At 58.6% G+C, this 25,743-nt stretch carries 20 protein-coding genes; 5 read left to right on the forward strand and 15 right to left on the reverse strand.

Annotated elements, in window-relative coordinates:
- Nucleotides 1-244 precede the first annotated feature (244 nt).
- Nucleotides 245-958, forward strand: a complete 714-nt coding sequence (locus EDE09_RS14700; RefSeq protein WP_245422948.1) for a response regulator transcription factor — start codon at nt 245-247, stop codon at nt 956-958.
- 261 nt (nt 959-1,219) lie between these two features.
- Here EDE09_RS14700 and EDE09_RS14705 read toward each other — a convergent pair whose 3' ends face one another.
- Nucleotides 1,220-2,341, reverse strand: coding sequence for a hypothetical protein (locus tag EDE09_RS14705; RefSeq protein WP_245422938.1), 1,122 nt, complete (start codon nt 2,339-2,341; stop codon nt 1,220-1,222).
- Nucleotides 2,342-2,635: 294 nt separating this feature from the next.
- Here EDE09_RS14705 and EDE09_RS14710 point away from each other — a divergent pair, with 294 nt between their 5' ends.
- Both EDE09_RS14710 and EDE09_RS14715 read left to right on the forward strand, forming a co-directional pair.
- Nucleotides 2,636-3,667: a glycosyltransferase family 2 protein gene (locus EDE09_RS14710; RefSeq protein WP_132411272.1), complete on the forward strand. Its 1,032-nt coding sequence runs from the start codon at nt 2,636-2,638 to the stop codon at nt 3,665-3,667.
- 27 nt (nt 3,668-3,694) lie between these two features.
- On the forward strand, nt 3,695-5,281 hold the full coding sequence (locus tag EDE09_RS14715; protein WP_105373132.1) for a glycosyltransferase family 39 protein: 1,587 nt from the start codon (nt 3,695-3,697) through the stop codon (nt 5,279-5,281).
- Nucleotides 5,282-5,332: 51 nt separating this feature from the next.
- Here the strand turns inward: EDE09_RS14715 and EDE09_RS14720 are convergent, their stop codons facing one another.
- The 8 genes from EDE09_RS14720 to EDE09_RS14755 form a co-directional block, all read right to left on the reverse strand.
- Nucleotides 5,333-6,403, reverse strand: coding sequence for a Gfo/Idh/MocA family oxidoreductase (locus EDE09_RS14720; protein ID WP_132411274.1), 1,071 nt, complete (start codon nt 6,401-6,403; stop codon nt 5,333-5,335).
- Complete coding sequence (locus EDE09_RS14725) at nt 6,400-7,422, reverse strand: Gfo/Idh/MocA family oxidoreductase (RefSeq protein ID WP_105373130.1); 1,023 nt, start codon at nt 7,420-7,422, stop codon at nt 6,400-6,402. Before EDE09_RS14725 ends, EDE09_RS14720 begins: the two co-directional genes overlap by 4 nt.
- A 5-nt stretch (nt 7,423-7,427) precedes the next feature.
- Nucleotides 7,428-8,723: a Gfo/Idh/MocA family oxidoreductase gene (locus EDE09_RS14730; protein ID WP_105373129.1), complete on the reverse strand. Its 1,296-nt coding sequence runs from the start codon at nt 8,721-8,723 to the stop codon at nt 7,428-7,430.
- Nucleotides 8,720-9,814 (reverse strand): sn-glycerol-3-phosphate ABC transporter ATP-binding protein UgpC, encoded by a 1,095-nt coding sequence (gene ugpC / locus EDE09_RS14735; protein ID WP_105373128.1) that lies wholly within the window; start codon nt 9,812-9,814, stop codon nt 8,720-8,722. The genes EDE09_RS14730 and ugpC overlap by 4 nt, the downstream gene beginning before the upstream one ends.
- A gap of 12 nt (nt 9,815-9,826) precedes the next feature.
- Entirely contained in the window at nt 9,827-10,597 is a 771-nt protein-coding gene (locus EDE09_RS14740; protein WP_245422947.1) for a carbohydrate ABC transporter permease, read from the reverse strand.
- Between the two features lie 127 nt (nt 10,598-10,724).
- Nucleotides 10,725-11,618, reverse strand: a complete 894-nt coding sequence (locus EDE09_RS14745) for a sugar ABC transporter permease (RefSeq protein ID WP_105373126.1) — start codon at nt 11,616-11,618, stop codon at nt 10,725-10,727.
- A 72-nt stretch (nt 11,619-11,690) separates the two neighbouring features.
- Nucleotides 11,691-12,974, reverse strand: coding sequence for an extracellular solute-binding protein (locus EDE09_RS14750; RefSeq protein ID WP_105373125.1), 1,284 nt, complete (start codon nt 12,972-12,974; stop codon nt 11,691-11,693).
- A gap of 117 nt (nt 12,975-13,091) precedes the next feature.
- The gene (locus EDE09_RS14755; RefSeq protein ID WP_105373124.1) at nt 13,092-14,210 is read right to left on the reverse strand and encodes a glycoside hydrolase family 88 protein; all 1,119 of its coding nucleotides are present in this window, start codon (nt 14,208-14,210) and stop codon (nt 13,092-13,094) included.
- A gap of 188 nt (nt 14,211-14,398) precedes the next feature.
- On the opposite strand from EDE09_RS14755, the gene kdgR reads away from it, so the two are divergent.
- Nucleotides 14,399-15,193: a DNA-binding transcriptional regulator KdgR gene (gene kdgR, locus EDE09_RS14760; protein ID WP_105373183.1), complete on the forward strand. Its 795-nt coding sequence runs from the start codon at nt 14,399-14,401 to the stop codon at nt 15,191-15,193.
- Here the strand turns inward: kdgR and EDE09_RS14765 are convergent.
- From EDE09_RS14765 to EDE09_RS14785, 5 genes are all read right to left on the reverse strand, one after another.
- A complete protein-coding gene (locus EDE09_RS14765) occupies nt 15,190-18,411 on the reverse strand; it encodes an efflux RND transporter permease subunit (protein WP_132411276.1) in 3,222 nt (1,073 codons plus the stop codon). The two genes, kdgR and EDE09_RS14765, sit on opposite strands and share 4 nt — an antisense overlap.
- A gap of 20 nt (nt 18,412-18,431) precedes the next feature.
- Nucleotides 18,432-19,544 (reverse strand): efflux RND transporter periplasmic adaptor subunit, encoded by a 1,113-nt coding sequence (locus EDE09_RS14770; RefSeq protein ID WP_132411278.1) that lies wholly within the window; start codon nt 19,542-19,544, stop codon nt 18,432-18,434.
- 33 nt (nt 19,545-19,577) lie between these two features.
- Nucleotides 19,578-19,862: an EF-hand domain-containing protein gene (locus EDE09_RS28195; protein ID WP_157949063.1), complete on the reverse strand. Its 285-nt coding sequence runs from the start codon at nt 19,860-19,862 to the stop codon at nt 19,578-19,580.
- 58 nt (nt 19,863-19,920) lie between these two features.
- A complete protein-coding gene (locus EDE09_RS14780) occupies nt 19,921-21,159 on the reverse strand; it encodes an alpha/beta fold hydrolase (protein ID WP_157949062.1) in 1,239 nt (412 codons plus the stop codon).
- A 97-nt stretch (nt 21,160-21,256) separates the two neighbouring features.
- A complete protein-coding gene (locus EDE09_RS14785) occupies nt 21,257-23,134 on the reverse strand; it encodes a mechanosensitive ion channel domain-containing protein (protein ID WP_132411282.1) in 1,878 nt (625 codons plus the stop codon).
- Nucleotides 23,135-23,376: 242 nt separating this feature from the next.
- Between EDE09_RS14785 and EDE09_RS14790 the strand changes: the two genes are divergently transcribed.
- Nucleotides 23,377-23,745, forward strand: coding sequence for a hypothetical protein (locus tag EDE09_RS14790; protein WP_105373118.1), 369 nt, complete (start codon nt 23,377-23,379; stop codon nt 23,743-23,745).
- 45 nt (nt 23,746-23,790) lie between these two features.
- On the opposite strand, the gene EDE09_RS14795 is transcribed toward EDE09_RS14790, so the two are convergent.
- Nucleotides 23,791-25,731: an ATP-binding protein gene (locus tag EDE09_RS14795; protein ID WP_132411284.1), complete on the reverse strand. Its 1,941-nt coding sequence runs from the start codon at nt 25,729-25,731 to the stop codon at nt 23,791-23,793.
- Nucleotides 25,732-25,743 lie beyond the last annotated feature (12 nt).

Consider the following 25,743-nt stretch of genomic DNA (forward strand, 5'->3'; position numbering starts at 1 on the left):
TCAGAACTTTATTTTGATCTCTTGGTAAAGGAAATGGTAATTGAATATAGACTAAAGTACGTTTTAGTCGTATATTAAGCTCCATAAATAGTCGAAGAAAAAAATGGCAGTCTGTTTGGGGTAGTTGTAACTGCAGTTCCCAGGGGGGTGCGCCCTTGCCTGGGGAGGGGGTAGCATGAGTTCAACGACAAGCGGCTATGGCCGCTCTCCTGCCGTGTCTGAAACCTTTCGAATTATGAGTGAAATGCCGAAGCTTGCGGAAAAAGAGAACGCAAGCAAGGCCGATCTCAGTCATAACGAGTCGCTCGTCATCATCGATGCGAGAGCTCTTGATCGTGAATGCCTCGCAAAAGCGCTTGTCGGGCGGGGTCTGCAGATGGAGGTCTGCGCCGTCGGCTCCATCGAAGAATGGAGAAGGGAAAAGGATCTTTATCCTCCGGTTCAGGCCGTCTTGTTCAACATTGGCAGCCGGAAGGCAGACGATCCCGCACTTGCAAACGACATTTCCAAATTGATGGCAGAGTTTAGATCTCCGCCGATCATCGTCCTTTCGGACTCCGATGATCTCGGGCAAATCGTGAAAATGCTGGAATACGGCATCCGCGGTTTCATCCCGTCCTGCGTCGGTATCGGTGTCTGTGTTGAAGCCATCAGCTTGGCTGTTGCCGGCGGTGTCTTCATTCCTGCCAGCAGCATCCTATCCATGCGGCATTTGGTGAACACTTCGCCGACAAGCGAACAGCGATCTCTTTCGGGGATGTTCACGACGCGTCAGGAAGCGGTGGTCGAGGCGCTTCGCAAGGGCAAGGCTAACAAGATTATCGCCTATGAACTCAATCTGCGCGAAAGCACAGTCAAGGTTCATATCCGGAACATCATGAAGAAGTTGAAGGCTACAAACCGAACGGAAGTCGCCTATAAACTCAATGATATGTTTCCGTACGGACAGGTAAACTAGCCGCTGCCCGTTGGGCTTATCCTTGAATATTCCAGCTGCGAACGGCGGGTTCGCAGTTGTGGTATCGAAGTCTCCGCCGGGCTCATGTGGGGCCGGCAATTGTTCGGGGAAAGGATTGGCTGCCATTGCACAGCAATCCGCTTAGAGTGTCCTTTGTGCGTCCAGGCGGACGTACAAAGGATGCTCTATCTCAACAGAATCTACGGCATCGGCCCGAAAATCCATTCCGATTTTCGGGCCGATATCGTTGCGGGATCAAAATCAAAGCGAGGGTTTCGGGAGAGGTTTCCAGTTTGGGTCCGGCCAGATGAAGGGATTGCCGTCCGCTTGTGGCCGGGTCTCGGCGAAATAGCTCCGGCAGCGGCCGACCTCATCGGGCTCTCGAGCAAGAGTCCAATAGGTGTGGCATACTTTTTCGACGATCACCTGGCGACATTCTTCCATGCTTGGTGAATGTCTCTGTTCCCGTTTGAGGAAGTCCTGCACCGATTCCCACGCGATCCTCTGCAAGTCGGCCACCAGGGCAGGCGAAACTGTCGCAGGCGCCTTTGCTCCTTCCGGCGACTGGTGATAGATCGCGGCATAATGAACAGCTGCCATGAAGTAGATGCCTGCATCAGTCAGATGCACGTCATCCCGAAAGATCTGGCCGAGGACTTCCTTGGTGTTTCCCTGTATACCGGGGATTTTTCCCTGAAGCGCCTGATCCACGAGCTCAATCAGGGCGGTACCGCCCGGCACGACCGATAGATTGGCCGGTCGGTTTTCCGACCGTAACGTCAGCCTCACCTTCTCGGCGACACATTGCCACGCGACGGATACGTTCTTCTCATGTTCGAGCCATATCGGCAGCTTGTTCTCATCAACGGCGAGCCATGTATGGACATAGAGTGTTCTTCCTTGAGGATTGCCTTCCATCAGGCGGTCGTGGATATGGCGGAGATATCCGATCGCGTTTTCCCAAATGACATTGCCGAGAACGCCGTGATTCTCCGCAATGACCAGCGTGTCATAAGGTCGTCCCGTCTTGATATGGCGTGCGTGACGCAATTCGTCAGCGACATTCAAGCCTTCGCCGTCGCGGTTTTTCCCATAGCCGTAGCCGGCCCAGGGCTTATCGTTCTCGCCGCCCCAGGTGCGAAGCCGCAGAGGAGCGCCGGGGATATTCTGCTGTTCCCAGGCGATCTTGTTGCCTTTGCTCTTCGCGATCAGTTCGACCCAGTCCGGCAACGGATTGTCGATGAGGCTGTGACCGGTAAAGAAAATCTGGGCGGAATCCCGCCGGTCCGCGAGTGATCCTCCATCCTGCGGTCGCGCGTCGATTGCCAGCAGCAATGCAAGGGCAGAGGCAACGGCAAATAGAGGCTTCTTGGGAGCAATCACCAGCTTTCGCCTTTCCTAAGGTTTCAGGGTTTAGTCCACCCGGCTGCCATGCTTCGTCCGCTCCATTGCATAGACTTGCGTAAATTGCCGGAAGAAGGAGAGCCGGGACGTGTGGCTGGTGGCAGCATATACTGGAGCCAAGCGCCTCTTCACCCTGTCCAAGAGGTGCAATTGTATTCCTACCCCTTTTGGGGGAGAAGCGGCCGAGGTGCTGCGGCACCTCCATCCAAAGCATAAGTGGGCAAGGTTCGGCGCAGCAGCCTAGGATATCGAGCTGGAACCGCGAGAACCCCGATGTCCACAAATCCTATCAACGGCAGATCGACCTCCGTCATTAGCCTGATCATTCCCGTCCATAACGAGGAGGCGGCAATCGGCCCATTCCTGGATGCGACCAGGGCGGAACTCGATCCCTTACATGCCGAAGGCATCGAGTTCGAGTTCATCTTTATCAACGATGGTAGCCGGGACAGGACCGCCGATCGCCTGATCGAGGCTCAGCGCTCCGAGCCTCGCATCCGGATCATCGATCTGTCTCGCAATTTCGGCAAGGAGGCCGCGATGACGGCCGGGCTTGATGCCTGCCGAAGCGATGCCGCCATTCCTATCGATGTCGATCTGCAGGATCCTCCCAATGTCATCCCGCTGCTGCTGGACAAATGGCGTGAGGGCTACGAAGTGGTCGTGGCCAAACGCTCAGACCGGTCGAGCGACAGCTTTCTCAAGCGCAGCACCGCTTCGATGTTCTACCGCCTGCACAACCTGATCGCTTCCCAGGAGATACCGCCGGACGTGGGTGATTTCCGGTTGATGGATCGTCAGGTGATCGATGCGCTGCGGCAGCTTCCCGAACGGCGCCGTTTCATGAAAGGGCTATTTGCCTGGGTGGGCTTCCGGACGGCTGTTGTCGAATATGCGCGTGAGCCGCGTGTGGCGGGACAATCGAAGTTTTCCGGTTGGCGCCTGTGGAATCTGGCGCTCGAAGGGATCACCTCGTTCTCCAGCGTGCCTCTTGAAATCTGGACCTATGTCGGAGCATCGATCTCTGCCCTCTCGTTCGGCTACGGGCTCCTGACGATCATAAAGACACTCTACTTCGGCGTGGAAGTGCCTGGTTATGCTTCGCTGCTGGTGAGCATGCTGTTTCTTGGCGGCGTTCAACTGATTGGGATCGGTATTCTTGGTCAATATCTAGGCCGCGTTTACGCCGAGATCAAACAGCGGCCGATTTATATCGTCCGGCGGGAAATCAGCCCACAGCCGCAAGACAATCTTGTTCCGATAGGCCAGCGCACGCGCCGCCGCCGGTCCACCAGATCCGTATGAAAATCGAATTTAGCGGAGGGCATCGCGGTGAGCTTTCCCCCAACTGATCAGCTGCCTGCGAGCCAAAGTTCCTGGCGCGCTGTTCCCGTGTCGCCGAACTTCCGCGAGTTGGCGTGGGGACATGTTCTTCCGATCACCCTCATCGCCCTCGTGGTTATGGGCATAACGCTGAGGGTCATCAACCTGCTTTTCGAAGCGTCGCTTTGGGAAGACGAGATATTTTCGGTGGCTATGGCCGAAAGTCCGGTAACCGATCTGCTTCTGGCGGCGCTACGTTTCGACACGCATCCACCTCTCTATTATGTTCAGTTGCACCTGTGGGCGGCGCTGGATGACAGTGATCGCTGGTATATTCTCAACTCGACGCTGTTCAGCATCATAGCCATCATAGCGCTTTTCGAGACGTGCCGGCGGATCTATGGCTGGACTGTCGGCCTTTGGGCCGCTGCGATCTTCGCATTGATGCCGCTACAGCTCTTCTTTGCGGAAAACGTACGGATGTATCCGATGCTTGCCCTGCTGCAGATCGGGCTTTGGTATGTGCTTCAGCAGATGATTGTGGAAAAGCGGGCGACGATGCGGCAGTTGTTCGTGGCGCTGTGCCTCGGTCTTGCTGTGACCTTTACGCATGGCCTCGGCTTCTTTGTTACATTCTTCCTGTTCCTTCATGCCGGTTTACGCCTCTTCAAAGCCACGCCGGCACGAGACTTCCGTCTCTTGCTAGCCACCTATGTGGTCGTTGCCCTGGCTGCCCTTTATCCTCTGGCGATTGGTGCCGTCCGGCAGACCGAAGGCGTTTCAGGATTTGATCTTCCAGCGATTGGCATCCATCTGACGCTGACCTTGCTGGGACTGGAGTTTCCATGGCCGACGATCGCGGGACTGCTCGCTCTGCCGCTGATGGTTCTATTGCCTTTGACCAAAACCCGCGACCGCTGGATCGGAATCTTCCTGGTTGTCGTTCCGATCGGCGTGTTGCTTGCTATATCTCTGTTGGCGAAACCGGTCTTCATCTACCGGACGCTTGGCCTCTTCCTCCCGTTTTTAGCGATCTCGCTTGCGCTTTATGCGGATACCGCTTTCAAGGAGAGGATAGTTGCTCATCGTGTGGCGGCTTCGGTCATCGTCCTCCTGATGCTTTTCGGCGGCGTCAACTACACGATGACCTTCGAAAAACGGGGGTACCGCGAGGTCGTCGTAGCCTGGGAAGCCCGGTCGGCAGAGGATGCCATCATCATGACCAATGGCCCCTCTGAATTCTGGGCTGTTCTGCGTTACCTGGGCGACGGTACGGGAAGGGTCAGCGCACTTGAGATCCAGCCGCCCGTGCGGGATGGCATGTTGCGCCTCAGGGAGAAGCTGGATGGCTTCGGAGCCGCAAGCCTCGGGTTGTTCGGCAAGGCGGACCATGCCGTGGTGGGCAAGCGGCACGTCTATCCCTATGTGGCGCAGGACATAATTGCCGTTTCCCCAGAGGTATGGATTCTCAATCCGAAATCGGAGAATTGCGTGCTTGGCGATGCGGAAATCCCGCTTGAGCAACGCGACGCACTTTCTTTGGCGGGGCACAATCTTACAAAATGCCGCAACCTTCAATTCGGCTTGAAACAATAGTTCGATCTTGGAAGGATCATCGGCGGGAAACCGATGCAGGCATTGCCTTGCTTATTTTGGCAGCCAGCCTGCTGCCAACGCGTGATCCACGGAAAGCGGCAGGCGCACGATCTGGCGCTCTCTGGCCGACGCATAGATTGCTGTCACAAGCTCGATCGAGTGATAACTTTCCTGAATCGATGGCAGATATAGGTCCGGTTCTCCGGTCAGTCTTGCATGGACATCCGCGAATAGTCCGGGAAATCGTGGACGGACCTCGGGTACTTGACGAGTTGCCGCGTCGATCTCCGCCTGCCGCGAAGAATCGGTGGCTTCGAACGTCCACGGCCCGGCCCCGATCTGATAAGGCTCGGTGCCCGAGGTAACTGTGACATGCTCGAAACACATCCGCAGCCGCGAGCTGTTTCCAGCCGCACCCAAAGTGACTGAGGACGTGATCAGCGCACCTGTTGCAGTGCGCATCGAAAGCACAGCGCAATCTTCCGTCTCGATCGGATTGACGCGGGTATCAAGGAAGGCGGCAACCTCCACCACATCTCCTACGAGATGAGTCGTCAGATTGTGGATATGACAGGCATGGCTGACGAGCACGCCGCCGAGTTCGCCTTTCCAGGTGCCCCGCCAGCGTTCCGCGTAATAATCAGATCCGCGTTGCCAATGCGTCTCCAGCGCTACCACGTAAGGCCGGCCCAGGAGACCGCGGACCTTCAGTTCATGCGCGGCGCGGTAGCCGGCGCCATAACGATACTGAAATACCGGAAAGACCTGGCGTCCCGTTCGTGTGGAAAGCTCGGCGATCCGGCGCACTTCGGTTATTGAACCGGCAAGGGGTTTTTCGCAGACGACATGCTTGCCTGCTTCAAGCGCGGTGAGCGTCATTGGCGCATGCAATTGAGGCGGCAGGCAGATGTCGACCAGATCCACTTTGGGGTCGGCGAAGACCTCGCTGATATCGGGAACTGCCCGGCTGCCCGGAGCTTGTTGCGCTGCTTCCTCGGCGCGGGGAAGGTTAAGGTCGCAGACGTACCGGACATCGAACAGATCGGCCAATTCGGCGTAAGCGGCGATATGAGCCTTGCCAATTCCCGCGCCGATGACGGCGACACGGATACGCTCTGTCATCGAATTGCTTTCTCTTCCGCGATAAGTTGCGCCTCCAATGCCAGTCGGGTGGCCAGAAACGCGTGAGACTGTGCCATGGCGGTCTCGGTTCGCCTTTCCACGTCGGCAACCAAATGGGCGAAGAATGGTTTTCCGGCGCCTCTCGCCTCGAACCGCAGCACGCCCGACTTATCGACAAGGAAAACGTGGTCCTGGCCGTCATGGCCGGCGATATCAATGTATTTACGAAGCTCGATATAACCTTCCGCTCCCAGAATGGTCATCCTGCCGTCGCCCCAGACTGGAAGACCGTCCGGCGTCAGCCAATCCACCCGGGCATAGCCGCGCCCGCCATTGCCTTCGAGCAGCACCTCGCCGAAATCCTGAAATGTTGGCCGATCCGGATTTGCGACATTGGTCACATGGGCAGAAACCACACGTGCCTCTGTCGATCCGGTGAAATGCAGGAACTGGTCGAACTGATGGGCGCAGATATCAGCGAGAATCCCGCCGCAGCGGGCTCTGTCCCAGAACCAGTCCGGCCGGAGATGCGCATTCAAGCGGTGCGGCCCGAGGCCAACCGTTTGAACCACCTTGCCGATGCGGCCCTCGGCAATCAGCTGATCCGCCAGGGTAGCGCTCTCGACGGAGATGCGTTCGGAAAAGGATACGACCCAGCGCCGACCGGTCTCTCCGACGGCGCGCTGGATGTCTGCCAGCTGATCCAGGCTGGTGCAGCCGGGTTTGTCGACCAGAACGTCCTTGCCGTGCGACATCGCCGCCACCGCGATTTCGGCGCGTTCGCTGTTAATCCCGGCCGAAAGCACAAGGGTTATACTCTTATCCTCGAGGATGGCCTGCATCGGACGGGCCGGCAGATCCGGATAGGTTTCCTGGAATGTCTTGCGAGCCGCCTCCGGGGTCTCCTCGCCCGTCGTCCACGCAACGAGCGTGGCCCCGGCATCCAGCATGCCGTTGATCATGCCGTAGATATGTCCATGGTCTATGCCGATGACGCCGATGCGAAGGTTGAAGGCCATGGAGCTTACCTGTTCAGCTGAATGCCGCGCGCGCGGAGCATGGTTTGGATATTGACCAACGAACCCGTCTCTATGGAAGCATTGGCGGCGATGCCGGTGAGGATGGACCAGGCGCCGGCGACATGATCGGAGGCGCGGCCGTAGAGGTCGGGCTGCATGCTTTCCGGATCAAAGATATAACCCAGCATGACCGGATCCGCGCCGCCGTGATCCCCCGCAGCCTTCGGGACGGCAAGCTGGCGCGGAGGCTCGCCGGCCAAGTGAAGTTCCGTGGTGATCGCATCTTCATCCGCATGGGCGCGTTTGCCACCGAACACCCCATGGACCTCGACATGGCGATGGGTGATGTCGCCTTTGGTGCCCTGGAACTTGATCTCCAACCCTTCCCAGGGCGAATAGGCCGTCAGAGTGTAATTGGCGGTGACGCCCGAGGCGTAGCGGATATGCGCCTGCATCGTATCTTCGATGCCAATCTCTTCGTCGAACACGCAAAGATCGCGGAAATAGCCGTCTTCGTGCTCAGCCTCGGCATAGAGGTTGCGCAGGTTTTCGTCGGCTGCAAGGTCGAGCCGGAAATCGCATTTATAGGCGACGGGACAGTCGCTGCAGCGTGGTCCACGGCCTGCGAGACCAAGTTCCGTCGCCATTTCCGGACGATAAAAAACGCGGCGCCCGGAAGCCAGGACTTCCGTCGGCACGGTCCCCAGCCACCAATTGAGAAGATCAAAATGGTGGGTGGATTTGTGAACCAGCAGCCCGCCGGAATTCTCCTTCTGGCGGTGCCAGCGACGGAAGTAATCAGCGCCGTGAACCCGGTCGAGGTGCCAACGGAAATCCACCGCCGTGACGGTGCCGATCGCTCCCGATGAAATCAGTTCCTTGATCTGGGTGCGTGCCGGCGAATAGCGGTAGTTGAAGGTCACGGTGACCTTTCGGCCCGTGCGCGCCTGAGCGTCGACGATCTGCTTCAGACGGCTGAGATCGATCGTCAGCGGCTTTTCACAAATGACGTCGCAGCCGGCTTCGAAGGCACGAACAATGTAATCGGCGTGCAGGAAATCCGGCGTGGCGACGACAACCGTATCCGGCCTCTGCTCCGCGATCAGCCGGTCGAAATCGGCGGCGAGGTAAGTCGCGACACCGTTCGTCCCGGGCTTCGAGGCCGCCTGCGCTGCCTCTCCAAGACGATGAGCATTGCTGTCGCAGAGCGCGACGATCTCATGTTTGTCAGCATAATCTTCAACAACGGAATTGCGGAACATCTGATGCCGCGAGCCGCATCCAACAATGGCGATCTTCACTGGGCTTGGCTTTCTTTCTGGATGGGTTCGATGCGTTGGCCTGTGCTATCGAAATAGTGGAGGTCGGGGAGGTCGAATCCGATCGTGACCGGATCACCCATTCGGTAGGACGTGCGCCCATTGTCGCTGACCAGCAGCACCTGGCCTGAAGACAGGGCGATATGCAGCAGGGTCTCGCTGCCCAGATATTCCACCAGCCGAATCGTGCCTTCGCCCGTGACATCGCCGCTGCCGACGCGCAGAGACGAAGGCCGCACGCATAAAGTCAGCGCCTGATCACCGGTTGGAAGCTCGGCAATCGCAAAATCAGGCATGCCGGCCACTGACACCACGGTCCTGCCCGCTTCGCGTGTCGCTTTCGCCTGCAGCATATTGATCTTCGGAGAGCCGATGAAGCCCGCGACAAAGAGGTTCTGCGGTCGGGTATAGAGATCCTGGGGCGTCCCTAGCTGCTCGATCTTGCCACCGCGCAAAACAACGATCCGGCTCGCCATGGTCATCGCTTCCACCTGGTCATGGGTCACGTAGATCATGGTAGTGCCAAGGCGTGCGTAGAGCGAGGCAAGTTCCGCCCGCATCTGGACGCGCAGTTCCGCGTCCAGATTGGAAAGCGGCTCGTCGAACAGGAAAAGCTGCGGCTCGCGCACGATCGACCTGCCGATCGCCACACGCTGCTTCTGTCCGCCAGAAAGCTGGCGCGGCTTGCGGTCCATAAGCTGCTCGATTTGCAAGATACGGGCCGCCTCCGCCACCCGGCGTTCCACCTCGCTGCGCGACACTTTGAAATTCTGAAGGCCAAAAGCCAGGTTTTTTCGCACGCTCATATGCGGATAGAGGGCGTAGCTTTGAAAGACCATGGAGAGCTCACGCTTCGAGGCGGGCAAGTCGTTAACGACCTTTCCACCGATCGAGATCGTTCCCTCGCTGATGTCTTCGAGGCCCGCGATCATGCGCAGGAGCGTCGACTTTCCGCAGCCCGATGGACCGACGAGAACAAGAAACTCACCATCGTGGATGCCCAGGTTCAGCCCCTGGATGATGGACAGCGCTCCATAGCGCTTGCCGACGTTTCGAAGCGTCAATCCTGCCATGCGTCTTGTTCCCTATTTCATTCCGGAGGTGGCGATGCCGCGCACGATGAGTTTCTGGAACAGGACGAAGAAGATGACGACCGGGACCAGTGAAAGGACCGACATCGCAAACATCTGGCCATAGGCGGACTGTCCTTCCTGATCGAGGAACAGTCGAAGCGCCAAGGGCACTGTGTAGCTCTTGATGTCGTTGAGGTAGATGAGCGGGGCCAGGAAATCCTCCCAAACCCAGATCAGAGAAAAGATCGCCGCGGTACCCATGGCCGGCAGCGAAAGCGGCAATATGATCGCCCAATAGATCTTGAAGGGCGAACAGCCGTCGATCATCGCAGCTTCGTCCAGCTCCCGCGGCAGTTGGCGAAAGAACTGCACCATCAGGAAGATGAAGAAGGCATCGGAGGCGAGGAAGCGCGGCACGACCAGAGGCAGATAGGTATCGACCCAGCCAAGATTCAGGAACTGAACATATTGGGGGATGAGAACCACGTGATAGGGGATCATCAGGGTCATCATCATCAGTGCGAAGAAGAAGCTGCGCCCGGTGAAGTTCAGCCGAGCGAAGGCATAGGCCGCGAACGAACATGAGACCAGATTGCCGATCACCGACAGGCCGGTGACGATTGCCGAGTTCACGTAGAAGACCGTGAATGACATGGGCAGGGCATACCAGCCCTTGGTGTAATTCTCGAACTGAAACTCGGAAGGCCAAAGCGTCAGGCTGCCGAAGATCTCGTTCTCCGGCTTGAAGGAGGAAGCGAGCAGCCAGAACAGCGGGTAGAGCATGACACATGAGACGATGATCAGGAAGATATGCTTCAGGATCCGACCGTTGCGTTCTTGCCGGTCGCGTTTCAGCCGCAGCTCGTGAGCCACCCGCGCGGCCTCATCCATCTGGATGGCGAGTTCCAGATCAGTCGCGCTCGTTTTCATAGTGCACCCAATATTTAGACGTGAAAAACGCAATCGCGGTGAAGGTCGCGATGATGACCAGCAGGAACCAGGCTAGCGCCGATGCGTAGCCCATGCGGAAGAACTTGAAGGCCTCGTTGAACAGGTAGACCGTATAAAACAGGAGGCTGTCTGCGGGAGCGCCGGTGCCGTTGGAGATGATGAAGGCGCTCGAAAAGGTCTTGAAGGAATCGATGGTCTGCAGCACCAGATTGAAGAAGATCACCGGGGCAAGAAGCGGCAGAGTGATGCGGGTGAATTGCCGCCAGCGAGGTGTGCCATCGATTTCCGCCGCCTCGTAAAGATCGCGCGGTATGCCGCGCAGGCCCGCCAGAAAGATCAGCATCGGCGAGCCGAATTGCCACATAGCGAGCACCACCAGCGTATAAAGCGAGGTGTCGGGATCGGTGATCCACGACGCTCCCTGAATTCCCACCATCGCCAGAACCTGATTGACCACACCATCGGCAGCGAAAAGTTGGCGCCATAGGATGGCGATGGCAATGGAAGCGCCGAGCAGCGACGGCAGGTAGAATATGGCTCGGTAAAGGCCGATCGTCCGCAGACCCTTGTCGAGCAGCATGGCGACACCCAGCGCCATGATCAGGCGAGCGGGCACAGCCAGCGCAACGTAGGTAAACGTCACCTCCAGCGCTTTCCAGAACCGCCGGTCGCGCGTGAACATATATTCGTAATTGCCCCAACCGATCCATCGGGGCGCGCTCACCATGTCATAGCGGGTGAAGGAAAGATAAAGCGATGCCAGGATCGGCCCCAAAGCGAGCAGGAAAAATCCGATCAACCATGGAAGAAGAAACACATAGGCCGGTGCATTGCGGGCAAAAAAACGTTTCATCGAAACGACCTTGTTGTCGGAAGAGAGGCCCCGGCGGCAGGAATGACCGGGGCCTTGATATCCCGGCGCCTCTTACTGGGCGCGCTCGACGATTGCCTGGGCGTCCTCGATGAACATGCCCGCGGCTTCCGCAACTTCCGCCTTGCCCAGCACGACATCAGTGCCGATACGCATGAAGGCGTCTCGTACCTCTCCGGCTCCCTTGGGGGCGGGCAGCGGCAGCGGGCCTACCTTGCTCTGAATCGCGGTGAAGTAGTCGACGGAGAGCTTCTCCACCTCGGTCAGCTTCGGGGTCAGCGCTGCGCGGACCTTGGGCGAACAAGGGATTCCGCGTTCCAGGCCGAGAATACCGGTGATCTCGGGATCGTTAACCCAGGCATTCATGTAGGCGATTGCGGCTTCCGTGTCCTTTGCGTCGCGGCTGAGCGACAGGAACATCGAGGGCTTGATGAACTGCCCAGGCTTGCCGCCAGCCTTGTGGGGCACCATGGCGGCGCCGATCTTGTCCTTTGCGACAGCCTGGATGCCGACCATCTGGTTGGACCAGTAGTGGGACATGGCAGTGTCGCCAACGGCAATGCCGGACTCCGCAATCGGCGGGTCGAGAATGACGGTCTTGTTCTTGTCGCGGACGACCCCGGCCTTGCGCAGGTCGGCCCACATCTGCCACCAACCGGCCACGTCCTCAGCCGTCGCCGTGACCTTGCCCTCCGGGCCATAAAATTCCCGGCCATTCTGGCGAACCCAGGATTCGAAGGTCTCGATCATCAGGGACAGATCGTCCGACCCCTTCATCTTGCCTCCGGACTTGGCGGTGATCTTTTCGCAAACCTTGCCGAAGTCGTCCCAGGTCCAGTTGATCAGGTCGGCATCGATACCGGCCTCCTTGAAGGCGCGTGTATTATGGACCATCACCTGGCTGTTCGACCCGATGTTGAGGGCGTAGAGCTTTCCATCGACCTTGCCGCCGTCAAGCGGGCCTTTGTCGAAATCGGCGATCATCAGGCTCTTGCCGACGAATTCATCGAGAGGCTTCAGCGCACCGCGATGGACGTATTCGAACAGGAACCGATAGTCCATCTGCACGAGGTCGGCCATGTTCCGGCCTGCGGTCTGAGTCGCCATCTTGGTCCAATAGTCGCCCCAGCCGATCGTTTCGCCCGAAACCTTTATTCCGGCGTTCTTCTTCTGGAACGTGTCGATGACTGCAAAGGTGCGCTTGTCTCGCTCCGGATTGCCCCACCAATAGTGCCGGATCGTGCGATCGGCAGCAAAAAGCGGCGTGGCTGGAAGTGCAGAAGCAGCGGCCGCCGCTCCGATGGTGCTCAGCACGGCACGTCTTGTCAGTTTGGTCATTTCATCCTCCTCCTTCTAATCCGGAGCGCCTTTTCGGCACCGGATTCGTTGCGGTCGTTCATGTTTGCGTGACGGCTCCTCCTGCCGGATACGCTTCATTCTTGTCCGCACAGCTTGCTAGATGAAGCTGCGCAAAAGTTCGGTCAGGCAGAGCATGGCCATCGCTTGACCGTAGGGCATGGATGTCAGCTTGATCTGCCGATAGAAATCGAGATCGCCGCCCATCGCCGTACCGAAAGATACCTGCTGAAGTTCTCCGTCGGGGCTGATGTTATCGATCACGCCCTTCATTGCCTGCTCGGCGGTCTCCAGATATTCGATGCCCAAATACCGCTTGCGCACGCCCTTCATCAGGCCATAGGCGAAGCCGGCAGTCGCCGAGGCTTCCAGATAGCTCGACGGATCATCGATCAGCGTGTGCCACAGGCCCGATGGATGCTGGTGCAGTTTCAGCGCGGCTGCCTGCCGGCCGAGCAAGGACACCAGGTGACGGCGGACGGGGTCGTTTTCGGAAAGATCCAGGAGCTCGATGAATTCCGGAATGGCGATCGTGATCCAGCTATTGCCGCGTGCCCAGCGAGCCCGGGCGAAATTATGATTGCCGTCGAACGTCCAGCCGTGGAACCAGAGGCCGGTCTCCGTATCGGAGAGATATTGGGCGTGGACCAGGAACTGGTATTTTGCCTCTTCCACGAATTCCGGCCGCTTGAGCACAAGGCCGATCTTGGCAAGCGGCAGCACGCTCATCATCAGCGTGTCATCCCACATCTGCTGATCGTTGACGCTGTTATAGACGATATGCTGCAGCCCGCCTTCGCGGGTACGCGGCATCTCGTACATCACCCATTCGGCCCAGGTTTCCAGGTATGGCCGCCACCGGGAATCCCCCGTCATCTCGTAGAGATAGGCAAGCGTCAGGAACGGTGCGACGGTATTAATGTTCTTCGTGGGCGTTCCTTCAGCAAGCCGAGCTTCAAACCAATCGACGATGATATCCATCACTTTCTGGTTGCCGGTCAGCTGCCAATATTTGAGAAGTCCAAAAAGGGCGACGCCATGGGTCCATTCCCAACCCGCCCAGCCCTTGGTGTCGATAACGCGGCCGTCATCGAGACGCAGGAGAAATTCGCCGGTGCGATCCTCGATATGGACAAGGTTGTCAATTAGCCGATCGATAAGGCTGCACACATCACTGCGCTGGATCAGGTGTTGCTTCTGCCGCAGCAGCGGATGCATCCGGAAGCCTCCTTTAAAATATTCGGAACGTTATTCCGGATTTTAGGAAATCACACTCCTGCTGGCTTTTCAACCATGTTTTTCTGCTGCAGTCTGCTTCCTGACGGAGCCTCCGGGTGCCGCCTGTCTATCTTGACATCGGTTTCTCTAAATTCCAGAATGAGATTTCGAAAAAAATAGAACAAGCGATGTCAGAGCTGCACTCGAAAACCGAAAATGTCGCTGCCGTCCTTAAGGTCTTTGCCGTGATGGAGGCCTTGGTCGAGGGGAAAAAGGTGAGCCTTGCGGATCTCGCCCAACGAGCCATGACCTCGAAAACCACGGCGCATCGCCTGCTGCAGACCATGGTCGATCTCGGCTATGTGGAGCAGGATGCGGAGACGGAAAAATACGGCTTAACGCTGAAACTCTTCAGCCTCGGGGCCCGTTCGCTGACCGAGCAGACCGACCTGCTGCGTGTGGCGGACCCGGCGATGGGAAAACTTTCCCGAGCAACCGGCGAATCCATCAATCTCGGCATTCTCGACGACCGCGATCAAAAGGTGGTTTATATTCACAAATACGATTCCGCCTACAGTCTCTCGATGAAATCGACACTGGGGCTACGCAACCCGTTGCACAGCACCTCTCTGGGAAAAGCCCTTCTTGCCTGGCGGGACGACGAGGAGATCCGTGAGCGGATCAACAAGATGGAACTGACGAAGCTCGCGCCGCGCACCATCACCGATCCGCAGGAACTATTTGAACAACTGCATATAACCCGCAGCCGCGGCTTTGCCGAGGAGGTGGAAGAGAGCGAGGCGGGCGTGCGGTGCATGGCGGCGCCGATCTTCAACTACTTGGGAAAACCGGTCGCGGCGATGTCGATTTCCTTTCCGATGTTCCGGTTCGATGAAAGCCGGAAATCCGAATATGTCGAGCTCTTGCGCGCGGCGGGGCTTGCTGCCTCCACCGGGCTCGGCTACCAGCCGGAAAGAAACTAGATACCGCCTTTGCGAGTTTCGACGCAGTTTTCATGTTGCGTCGAGACTTTGCCGGCGATTGGTCGGCTGCCCCCGGTGTCAGAGTCGTTTGCAAGGAAATGGCGCTTTCGATTGAATTTTTCTTCCAGGCGCTGCATCACCACAAACAAGGACGGTACGAAGACAACCGTCAAGCATGTGGAACCAAGCATGCCGGTCAGCACGGCGATGCCGATGGACTTCTGGGCACTGGCACCTGCGCCGGTCTGAAGCACCAAGGGCACCACCCCGAGAATGAAGGCAATTGACGTCATCAGGATCGGACGGAAGCGGCTGCGAGCGGCATCCACTGCGGCCTCGAGGATCGTTCTGCCTCTAGTCAGCCTTATATGCCGCGCCGTTTCGACGATGAGAATCGCGTTTTTCGCAGAAAGTGCGATCAGCAACACGAGACCAATTTGGGTATAGAGATTGACGGCAGCGTTGGCGGCCAGAAGCGTGGCCGCTGTGCCGATCAGCGCAAGAGGGACCGTGGCGATCACCGAAACGGGTGCGTACCAGCTCTCGTATTGGCCGGCCAGCACGAAATAGACGAGGATGAGGCTGAGGGCGTAGACCAGGTAAATCTGCCCGCCGAGTTCGCGCTCCTGATAGGAGACGGCAGTCCATTCGGTCGAGAAGTCACCAGGCAGTAGATCGCTGGTCATCCTTTCCAGTTCATCCAGCGCTTGACCCGTGCTGTAGCCCTGGGCCTGCGTGCCGATGATTTGTGCAGAGGGATAAAGATTGTAAAGGCTGATCAGTGAAGGTCCGCTTACGGCTTTTACCTCCGCCAATGAGCCGAGAGGCACCATTTGGCCGGTCGCGCTCCGGAGCCTCAATTGCTGGAGGTCGGCAAGTTCGATCCGCTTGCCCGCCTCTGCCTGAACGTAGACCTGGAAAACCCGCCCGAAAAGATTGACTTGGCCGGCGTAGGAAGAGCCGATGAACTGACTGACCGTGTCATAGGCGTTGCCGATGTCGACGCCCGCCGTTTCGGCCTTGGTTCGGTCGATGGATACGGCGAATTGGGGGGCATCGGCCCTAAAGGGACTGAATGCCTGGCGAAAGACCGGGTTGATCCGCGCCGCTTCGGTAATCGAAGCGGCGACCTCCTGCAGAGCCGCGTAGTTGAAATTGCCGTCGCGCGCTTCGATCTGCAGTGAAAAGCCGGCCGCGTTGCCTATGCCCTGGATCGGAGGCGGCGGAAGGACCAGCGCCTGACCATCCGGCAGATCGGCGGTCAACTGGTGGAGTTTCGTGTAGAGAGAAAGCAGATCTTCTCCGTCTTTCCGAGCGCTCCAGTCCGTGAGAATGACATAGAGGATTCCGGCGTTGGCGAGGCCTGCATTGTTGTTGAGGGCGGATAGTCCACTGATGGCGATGACCGTCTCAACGGCTTCCGCGGTCTCGATCCGCTTGCGGACGGTTTCGAGCGCGGCGCGGGTCCGTTCCAAAGAGGCTCCTTCCGGAAGCTGCACCGATACCAGAAAATAACCCTGGTCCTCGACGGGCAGGAAAGCCGTCGGCACGCGGGACAGAAGATAGACTGAAAAGGCTACCAGTAGGGCGGTGACGAGTGTCAGCGCTGTGCTGACACGGATCATCCGCGCCACCATAGCGGCATAGAGGCGTTCGCTCGCGTCGTAGACCCTGTTGAAGCCACGAGAGAGGATGTTCTTGCGGTATCCGGGTGGGCGTGCCTTCAGCCAGAGGGCGCATTGGGCAGGTTTCAGCGACATCGCGTTGACCGCGCTAATGAGCGCTGTTGCCGCTATCACAAGCGAGAATTGCTTGTACATTTCGCCGCTGAGGCCGGGCAGAAAGGAAGCTGGCAGAAATACGGCCAGCAGAACAAGCGTGATGCCGAGAATGGGGCCTGTCAGCTCCCGCATCGCGAGAACGGCTGCGTCGCGCGGGGAATGACCCTCTCGGATGTGCTTCGCCGCCGCTTCGACAACCACAATGGCGTCATCGACCACAATGCCGATGGCAAGAATAATCGCGAAGAGGGTGGAGAGATTGACGGTGAAGCCGAATATCGCGAGCGCAGCGAAGGCACCGATAATGGTGACCGGGACGGTTGTTGCCGGTACCAAGGTCGCTCGCCAGTCTTGAAGAAAAATCAGGATGACCACGAGCACCAATACCGCCGCTTCCGCCAGCGTATGATAGACATCGTCGATCGCGGCGGAGACGAAACGGGTGGTATCGAAGGGAATGGAATGGGTCATGCCTTGCGGAAAATCGCCAGACAGTTCCGCCATCTTCATGTTGACGCGCTCCATGACGTCAAGGGCGTTAGCTTCCGGCAACAGGAAGAGCGCGAGCCCTGCGGCCGGCCGGCCGTCCATCGAGAAGTCCTGGTTGTATTGCTGGGCACCCAGCTCCACACGCGCCACATCGCGCAGCCTTATCACTTGCCCGCCATCCGACACGCGGACGATGATGTCTTCGAACGCGGGTACATCGGTCAGCCTGGAATCGAGCCTGAGGGTATATTGAAAACTCTGACCCTGCGGCACCGGCGGAAGACCGAGTTGTCCCGCCGACGTGGAGCGGCTCTGCCTGTTGATCGCGTTGATGATGTCGGCCGGAACGAGGCTTCGGGCGGCGAGAAGTTCCGGATCCATCCAGATGCGGACCGCGTATTGTCCGGCGCCGAAGACAACCACGTTGCCAATGCCCGGGATGCGCGAAATCTGGTCGATAACGTTGATCGTCGCGTAGTTTGCCATGAACAGACTGTCATGGCTTGGATCGGAGGACGAGAGGGCGACAATCGCAAGGATTGCCGTCGAACGTTTGGCGGTCTGCACTCCTTGAGCCTGCACTGCGTCGGGTAGCGAGGGAACGGCCCCTGCCACCCGGTTCTGCACCAGGATCTGCGCTTGGTCCGGATCGGTGCCGATCGCGAAGGTGACGGTGAGCGTATAGGACCCATCGCTCGTCGCGGTTGACTGCATATAGAGCATGCCTTCGACACCATTGACTTTTTGTTCGATGGGCAGGGCCACGTCGCGAACAATGGTCTCGGCATTGGCGCCGGGATAACGAGCGGTGACCTGGACCGATGGCGGCACCACATCGGGATACTGGGATACAGGCAGCCGCGTTAGCGCCACGATGCCGAGAATCATCGTCAGAATGGCGATGACGTTGGCAAGAATCGGTCGATCGATGAAGAACTTGGCGATCATAGCAAGCCTGTAGGGTGGAATTACTGGAGTTTCTCGACCACCGTGACCGTCTCGCCGGGCCGCACACCTGCAGCTCCCTGGACGATAACGCGGTCTTTGTCGGAGAGCCCTTCCACAATCTCCCGGGAACCGGCTCCTGCATTTTCGCCGACGACCACTTTGCGCAGTTCAACCCGATTATCCGCATTCACGACAAGAACGGTCCGCCCCTGCTGCGAATTACCGACGGCGGTTTCCGGGACGACAGACGCCGTATGGGTCGCAAGCGGAATGCGAACCTTTGCGAACATGCCCGAGGAAAAAAGGTAGTCACGATTATCGATGATGCCCCTCACGGTCATAGTTCCCGAAGCGGGGTCTATCTCGGGAGAGATGTAGTCGAGCTTGCCGGAGTGGGGGTATCCTTCCTCGGCCTGGAGGCCAAATTCCACTCTGATCTTGCTAAGATCGCCGATCGTCATATTCCGTTCTGCCAGCGCCTTGCGAATTTCGATGACCTGCCGTTCGTTGGCAGAGAAAAGCACATGCATTGGATCGGGCTGGACGAGGGCAGCTAGTTTCGGAGCCGATGCCGCGTTGACATACGCTCCGATGTCGGTTGCGCGAGCTGCAAGAATTCCGTCAAACGGGGCCTGGATCTCGGTGTAGCTGAGGTTGAGCTGTGCGCTGCGGACCTTCGCTTCGGCAGCGGCTACCTGGGCTTTGGCAATCTCATTCTGCGCGACAGCAGATTCGCGCGCCGCCTGGGCGGTCACCTGCTGTTTGGACAACGCCTCCTGCCGGATCAGATTGGCATCCGACTGCTGCAGATTGGCTTGCGCTTGGGCAAGTTCCGCTTCGGCTGACGCCAGACCGATCCGGTAAGGCTCCTGTTCGACCACGAAGACGATGTCGTTCTTGCGCACGCGTGCGCCATCCTCGAAGTTGATTTTTTCAAGCGTTCCCGACACCCTGGCGACAAGATCGACGGCGTTGACCGCCTTCAATGTGCCGGTCGAATGAAGATATCGCGTCACCTGTTGGCGCGTCGGCGATTGCGCGACGACTTTCCTCTGAACCTCCTGTGCGGCGGCGATGCCGTTGAGCATGCAAAGGAGAGGCAGGATCGCAAATACAGTTGTCGACCGGCACATGGTTTCGATTCCCGATGCAGTTACGTCAGCCGATCACTTGAGCGATGAGAGTTCGTCCACCGAGACGAGGCCATCCTTGTTCTTGTCAATGCGGCCGAAGGCGAGCCCATAGCGGCCGGAGGCCTTGATTTTGGCTGCAATCGGCTTTCCTGATTGGGCGATCGTATCCACGAACGTTTTGAATTCGGTCTGCGTAAGCGAGCCGTCACCGCTTTTATCTGCGGTAAGGAAAGCCTGCTCCTGAGCGGCCGCCGGAAGTGCGGTAACAAGAGCAGCGGCAAGGGCAAAAGCCGGCGAAAGAGTTCTGATTACAGACATTGCATTTCTCCTGGTGTCGTTTGCGGTTGATCGTTCGTCACCCGAGATTGGGCGGCGTTCAGCGGTGTCCCGCCGCCGCGGAAGCGGAGAGCAGGGCATTGTCGAGTCTGGGAACGGAGAGCACGATCGTTTCCAAGCCATTGAGAAGCGGGCTGCTGCGGGTTCCATCGGCGAGCGTTCGTCCGATGCCGGCAATGGTGGCATCGTCACCGAATGCCTTGCCGTGGTTCTTGCCGATGCCACCCTTCACGCCGGAAATGTCGTGGGCCGTTATGCCGAGCTCTTCAAACTGCACGATATCGGTATTCTCACCGGCACGGATCTTGCCGCCAAACAGGCGTCTGGAGATCCTGAGCGCACGGTCGTCCTGGGATACGTAGATCTGAATGCGGGAACGAAGCGGTCCAAGCTGGCTGACCTGTGTCCTGAAAACATCCATGTCTACGTCGGGCGCGGCGAGGACGACGGTTCCGATCCGGTCCAGGGTCTTCGCCCCTTTCGATAAGGCGATCTGGCGGAGCGTTTCCATCGTGAGCCAGCCGCCCATTGAATGGGCGACCATATCCACGCCACCCAGTGCGGGCTCATACGTCAGCGTCTCGAGAAGCTGCTGCATGGTGTCGCGGCTGAAGTTGACGGAATCTTTGTCATATCCGTAAGCGGCGGTCAGCCCGCGTGAAGGCCAGCTGAAGAGGATGGGGACGCCCTGGAAGCCGGTATCCTCGACGATCTGGGCAAAGCGCACGACCGAGGAATCGAAGCGGGTACTGTATCCGTGTGTGAAGACGAGAGCTCGGGGCTTGGCTACTGGATCAGCGGAGGGCCACGCTTTCGCTTGCGCGATAAAATCGGAATAGCTCAGCTCTTCTGAGGAGACGAGAGCGATGTCCTTTTTCGGATCCGGGTGATCATCAGCCACAGGCAGGGTGCCTGGTTCCCGCTGGGGTGGCATTGAGATGGTCAGGCTCAGGAAATGGACGCGATTGTCGCGCTCTCCGCTGAAGAGGAAACCGGGTGAGCTTTTTTCTGCAGCCCGGCGCGTCGTGACCGCCAAAATCGTTTTTGTCCAACTTACATCAGCCCCACTCTTCAGCGGAATCAGCACGCCGGCGTCCGGCGTGCTGCAACTGCTCATCGCTGCAATGACAAGCATTGGCACGATGGCGGCGGCTCCATGCTGGCGCCGGCGTCTGCCGTTGATCGCCCGAGCCGAGAGCCTTGGGTCGGGTCTCTTCAAAAGGCGATCCGCTATGGCGCCCCGTCGCCCTGCCGTCGCAAGACGGGCCCTCTTCAGCATGTTGGCTTCCCCCATATTCAGTGGCCGAACGTCCGCGAATACGGAACTTCAGGCGGCTGAAGGTTTATCAAGGCTTGCCGCTCAGGCTATCCCATGTTCATGGTGTAGACGCTCGTGGCGAGGGGACGGGGACTGAGCCATTTGCCTCCCGCACATCGGAAACAAAGACATTCACCTTCCCGGTCAGCAGCTTATCCAAGCCCGCGTCGCCGATCGCCTCTTCGACGAGGCTGGCGATCAACGCTTCCGAATGCAGCGCAACAGGGCGGGACATGTGGAAGGACAACAGGAGCCGCCCGCCAGGCTCCTGTTCATCATTCATCGCGGTGGTGCTGATCTTGCCGATTAGCGCGGCTTGAATGACCGGTTCGCTACGGATTGTTGCCGCAGCGAGCCGGGAAAATCGCTCCTGGTCCGCTCTGTTCGGGAGCCTCGCGACCGGAACGGTCGCGGTGACGCTCGACAGGCGGCGGCTGTAGCTGGCCACCGTCGCAATTTCTCCGAACGGTATCGTATGCAACCGGTCATCGTCATCGCGCAGCCGGAGGCTCCGGAGCTTGATCTGCTCAACTCTGCCTCGGACATCGCCGATTTCGATCATCTCTCCGAGCCGGAATACGTCATCCAGCATGCAGAAAATGCCGTTGATGATATCCTTGACCAGGGCCTGCGAGCCAAGGCTGATCGCAAGCCCGAGGATGCCCGCGCCAGCCATAACCGGCGTGATATCGATGCCAAGGGCGGAGAGTGCGATCAAAGAGAATACGCATGCAATCAATGCGAGGACCGTGAACCGAACCACAGGCAGAACTGTCGAAAGCCGCGCCTGTCGTGTTTCCCTCGCCGCTGCGGCTTCTAGGGCTTCTGGTGGCGTCATCTGTGCTTCGATCCAGACATGCGTGGCAGCCCCAAGCCAGGCAGCGACCACCAGCACGACGGAAGCGAATGTCAGGCGTCGCGAAAAATGCGGCCAGTCTGCTGGTGTGACGAAGCCGAAGGTCCCTACGAGCCAATATTCTGCGATGACGCGCAACATTACCGCGATGGCGATGCTGTCGATCGCTACGCGCAGGACAAATAGCAGGCGCATGGTTGCGGGGCGGCGCGACAACGCAATGCTGAGCGCCAGCGTTCGATCAAAAACAAGCGTAACAAAGGTGGCGGCAATTGTGCCCTTGATGCCTCGATAGAGATCGAAGTCGTCGGCAATCCAGCCCCATGTCCACAACAGGAGGGTGAGGAGGGCAAGCCAAATGCCGAACAGATAGAGTTCCGGCCGAAGCCCATGCTGTCGCAGGACATGGAACAGCCGGAAAGTGCCGGCCAGCATTGCGGAAGAAATCGTGAAGGTCAGGAGCTTGACGGAATCAAGAGGCAATCCGTTGCGGCCGGCGGCCTCGAGCACAACGGCATGCAGATGCCCGACGGCGAGGATGGCGCTGCCATACCAGACGGCCTTCTGGGCGCCCTCGTCATCGAGCGCTATGAGCCTGAGCGACGAGATATTCGGCCGAAATATCACGCCCATCAACGTCAGGGTTGCCAACCATCTGATCATTCCCCCGGCAAGATCCACGGGAAACGTCGCTTCGCCCGGGGCAAAGCCAAACCAGCGCACGAGCAAGAGGCGTGCGACGACGATAGCGGCAATCAGCGGCAGCAGATCCCATCCCATGAGCTTGAGCATGCCGATGAAGGGCAGCCGTTCGCGTGCCGCAGCCTGTCTTCTGTCGCGAAGCAGATGGGCAACCGTTGCAAAGGCCAATATCGCCGCACAACTGATTGTCGCCGTTGCGGTTAGATGAGCGGAAACATGCCCGGCGTTCGACTGGAATGTCCGGAGAATGTCTTCGGGCAGGCGGGGAAACGCCAGTATGGCCGCAACGAGTTCAGCTTCCAGCCGATCGGCAAAGGCTTGAATCAATTGCAGCGGAGAGCCGAATTCTGACGCCACCAGTTGAGGCGGTGCGCTCACGGGAGCGATCCCCCTCTCGATACTCCAGTCGATTGCATATCACCCCCGACTCCTCCAACCAGCCGCGGCGATTTCAGGTTCTCCAATGCGCGGTGATCGAGTTTGAACCGGAGCGGAATATCCTGAGAACACTTTCCGAGCCACCCCATGAACATGGCATGTCCCGACGTCACGGTTTTCCGCATGGTGAGGTTCACGCTCAGGATGGCTTGGGCTCTGAAGGTCTCGACAGGAGGAAGATGATGGGTCGCAAAACGGGTCCCGTGCGCGCCGGATTGGCGTTCGTCTATCTAGCGACGTTGTCGATCGCCGGATTGGTGCCGGCACCGGCATCGGCCGTGGTCTATTGCAAAGCGGTAGGTATCCCCAAGGGTTGCGTGGTCCGACCGCCGGCTGCGGCGGTGATCTATTGCACCGCGCCCGGCGTTCCCGTGGGCTGCGTGGTTCGTCCGAGGACGGCGACCGCGATCTATTGCACTGCACCCGGCGTGCCGGTTGGATGTCGGCCCCATCCCGTTGCTGTCGCTCCCCGCGTTGGGGCTCCGGGCGTGGGCGTCGTCGGAACACCGATGAATCGGGGCGGCCCAGTTAACCGGGTAGGCAGACGATAGGACGGCGTATGACCTGTCCGTCTTGGACGGCAGGTCCTATGCCGGTCAGTGCCGCTCGCCTGCAGCGCCATCCCTGTCATCGGCAGAAGGCGTCGTACCGAAGTGACTGGGCAGGATCAGGCTTACCCTCGTACCTTGCTGTCCGGAGGATATGGTAAGAAGTGCGCCGCACAGCTCGGCGCGCCTCTTCATGTTCAGAAGTCCCCGCCCTGTCCGCGGATGAGCCGGTGAGGCAGCGACGCGCGGTATGCAGAGGTCGAACCCGCTGCCATCATCTTCGACGCTGATCCGCCCGCTTGCCTCCTCAGGGACATCATGAATGGTCTCGATGATAACCCGGAGCTTCTTGGCCCCTGAGTGCTTCACGGCATTGGTGACCGCTTCATCGAGCAGGCGGATCACCTGGATCACGTGCCACGGCCGTAACCCCGGAAAAATAGGCAGACCACCCGGCGTCAGCACCTGCCATTCGAGTTGAATGCTGTGTGCGCGTAGCTGTGCCGAAATGCGTTCGCGCCATGAGCCGAGTACCAGCATCAAGTCGCCGTCGATTTCCTCCATGGCATCGATGACGAGGCGTAGGTCTTTCAGTGCGGCACGCGCCGCGTCTCCTATCACTGTTGCGCTGCCGCCATGTTGCTGTTCCGCGAGCGCGACGATGCTGACGAGCTGCCCCCCTAAACCGTCGTGCAGATCGCGCATCAGGCGTGTTCGCTCCGCAGCCAATGCTTCCTTGCGGGATCGTTCCTCCTCGCGCGCGAAACTGGCGCGCAGCTTCTCCTCCGCGTCCCGGACCTGCCTGAACAGGCGGCCCGCAAAATCGTCAGCTTGGTTCAAGGCCTGGACCACGCGCAGGGTGAGGCCGATACCGATTGCAATCAGCACTACCGAGTAGGAGAGACGACCGAGAAATATACGCTCGCCCGGCAGTGCATCGAGCACGGTCAGCGCATCGTGGACCCAGAAAACCAGGACTGCAGTGAGCGTCGATCCGAGGAAAAAGCTGCTTCGTTCGCTTCGGAACAACGCAGACCAGCCAAGAATGACAGCCGTCAGTACAACGAACACGCCGATGCTTGCGGGTCCCAGCAACATATAGGTTGTTCTGACGACTTCGGGATCGCCAATCGCGCTGGCTGCCAAGATGATCAGGCTTGGAAGGAAGACGAACCATCCCAGCCGCGACGAGACCTTAAGGCCAGTGAAACGCGCTGCGAAATGGAGCACGAGAGCGCTTTCCAGCGGGACCGATGCGCCGAGAAAGCCATGCAATATCTGATGGGTGGGGAAAGGGATGAATTGTTGGATAACCCCCACCGCCATAGCCGCCGCAAGCCAACCATAGGCGTGTTCATGGCGCCTGCTGAGCCATATAAAACCGAGGATCGCACCGACAGTTCCCTGCCAGGCAGCCAGGATGAGCGGGATTGTCTGGAACAGGAGCATCCGCTTATCGTACGAAGACCTCAGTTCTGTATCCGGGCCGACATAGATAGTGTCCAGGTATCCCGTGAGTGGCCCCCAGACGAAGAGCCGCAGTGTAATTTCGTTCGGCCCGTCCCGCAGGAGTGCGGATGGAATAGGGGCTATGGCTGGAATGTTGCGATCCACGCGTCCAGCGGTCGGATTGAGGCGGCTATCCAGGATTGTGGCCCCATTGACCGCCACCTCCACCCCACTGGTAAATCTGGGGAGGAAAATCGCCCAAGGTTGCGATGCTTCCGTGGGTGCGCGTTCAAAGCTCATTCTGTAGATGAAAGGCGGCGCGTCGGTCCTTGTCCGCTGGTGCCGGTGAGGCAGGGCGATTGCCAGCCAAACCGCTTCGTCCTGGCGAAGTTCGGCGCTCAACACTTGGTATTGTGCCGGCGGTCTGGGTGGATCCAACTGTAGGAGGAAGATACACGCAGCCATAATAATGAGCTGCAGACCGAGATAGGTCGGCAGCCTCAGATCCCGCGGGCGAGCAATGGTTAAAGTATCGGTCATTAAAAATTGTTT

Origin of the sequence: Neorhizobium sp. S3-V5DH (assembly GCF_004343065.1) — a bacterium.
Lineage (GTDB): Bacteria > Pseudomonadota > Alphaproteobacteria > Rhizobiales > Rhizobiaceae > Neorhizobium > Neorhizobium huautlense.

What these genes read in the sequence shown, in the direction of transcription:
- EDE09_RS14700 (WP_245422948.1), top strand. Translation starts at nt 245, where the DNA reads ATGCCGAAGCTTGCGGAAAAAGAGAACGCAAGCAAGGCCGATCTCAGT.
- EDE09_RS14710 (WP_132411272.1), top strand. Translation starts at nt 2,636, where the DNA reads ATGTCCACAAATCCTATCAACGGCAGATCGACCTCCGTCATTAGCCTG.
- EDE09_RS14720 (WP_132411274.1), bottom strand. Translation starts at nt 6,403, where the DNA reads ATGACAGAGCGTATCCGTGTCGCCGTCATCGGCGCGGGAATTGGCAAG.
- EDE09_RS14725 (WP_105373130.1), bottom strand. Translation starts at nt 7,422, where the DNA reads ATGGCCTTCAACCTTCGCATCGGCGTCATCGGCATAGACCATGGACAT.
- ugpC (WP_105373128.1), bottom strand. Translation starts at nt 9,814, where the DNA reads ATGGCAGGATTGACGCTTCGAAACGTCGGCAAGCGCTATGGAGCGCTG.
- EDE09_RS14740 (WP_245422947.1), bottom strand. Translation starts at nt 10,597, where the DNA reads ATGCTCTACCCGCTGTTCTGGCTGCTCGCTTCCTCCTTCAAGCCGGAG.
- EDE09_RS14745 (WP_105373126.1), bottom strand. Translation starts at nt 11,618, where the DNA reads ATGAAACGTTTTTTTGCCCGCAATGCACCGGCCTATGTGTTTCTTCTT.
- EDE09_RS14750 (WP_105373125.1), bottom strand. Translation starts at nt 12,974, where the DNA reads ATGACCAAACTGACAAGACGTGCCGTGCTGAGCACCATCGGAGCGGCG.
- EDE09_RS14755 (WP_105373124.1), bottom strand. Translation starts at nt 14,210, where the DNA reads ATGCATCCGCTGCTGCGGCAGAAGCAACACCTGATCCAGCGCAGTGAT.
- kdgR (WP_105373183.1), top strand. Translation starts at nt 14,399, where the DNA reads ATGTCAGAGCTGCACTCGAAAACCGAAAATGTCGCTGCCGTCCTTAAG.
- EDE09_RS14765 (WP_132411276.1), bottom strand. Translation starts at nt 18,411, where the DNA reads ATGATCGCCAAGTTCTTCATCGATCGACCGATTCTTGCCAACGTCATC.
- EDE09_RS14770 (WP_132411278.1), bottom strand. Translation starts at nt 19,544, where the DNA reads ATGTGCCGGTCGACAACTGTATTTGCGATCCTGCCTCTCCTTTGCATG.
- EDE09_RS28195 (WP_157949063.1), bottom strand. Translation starts at nt 19,862, where the DNA reads ATGTCTGTAATCAGAACTCTTTCGCCGGCTTTTGCCCTTGCCGCTGCT.
- EDE09_RS14780 (WP_157949062.1), bottom strand. Translation starts at nt 21,159, where the DNA reads ATGCTGAAGAGGGCCCGTCTTGCGACGGCAGGGCGACGGGGCGCCATA.
- EDE09_RS14790 (WP_105373118.1), top strand. Translation starts at nt 23,377, where the DNA reads ATGGGTCGCAAAACGGGTCCCGTGCGCGCCGGATTGGCGTTCGTCTAT.
- EDE09_RS14795 (WP_132411284.1), bottom strand. Translation starts at nt 25,731, where the DNA reads ATGACCGATACTTTAACCATTGCTCGCCCGCGGGATCTGAGGCTGCCG.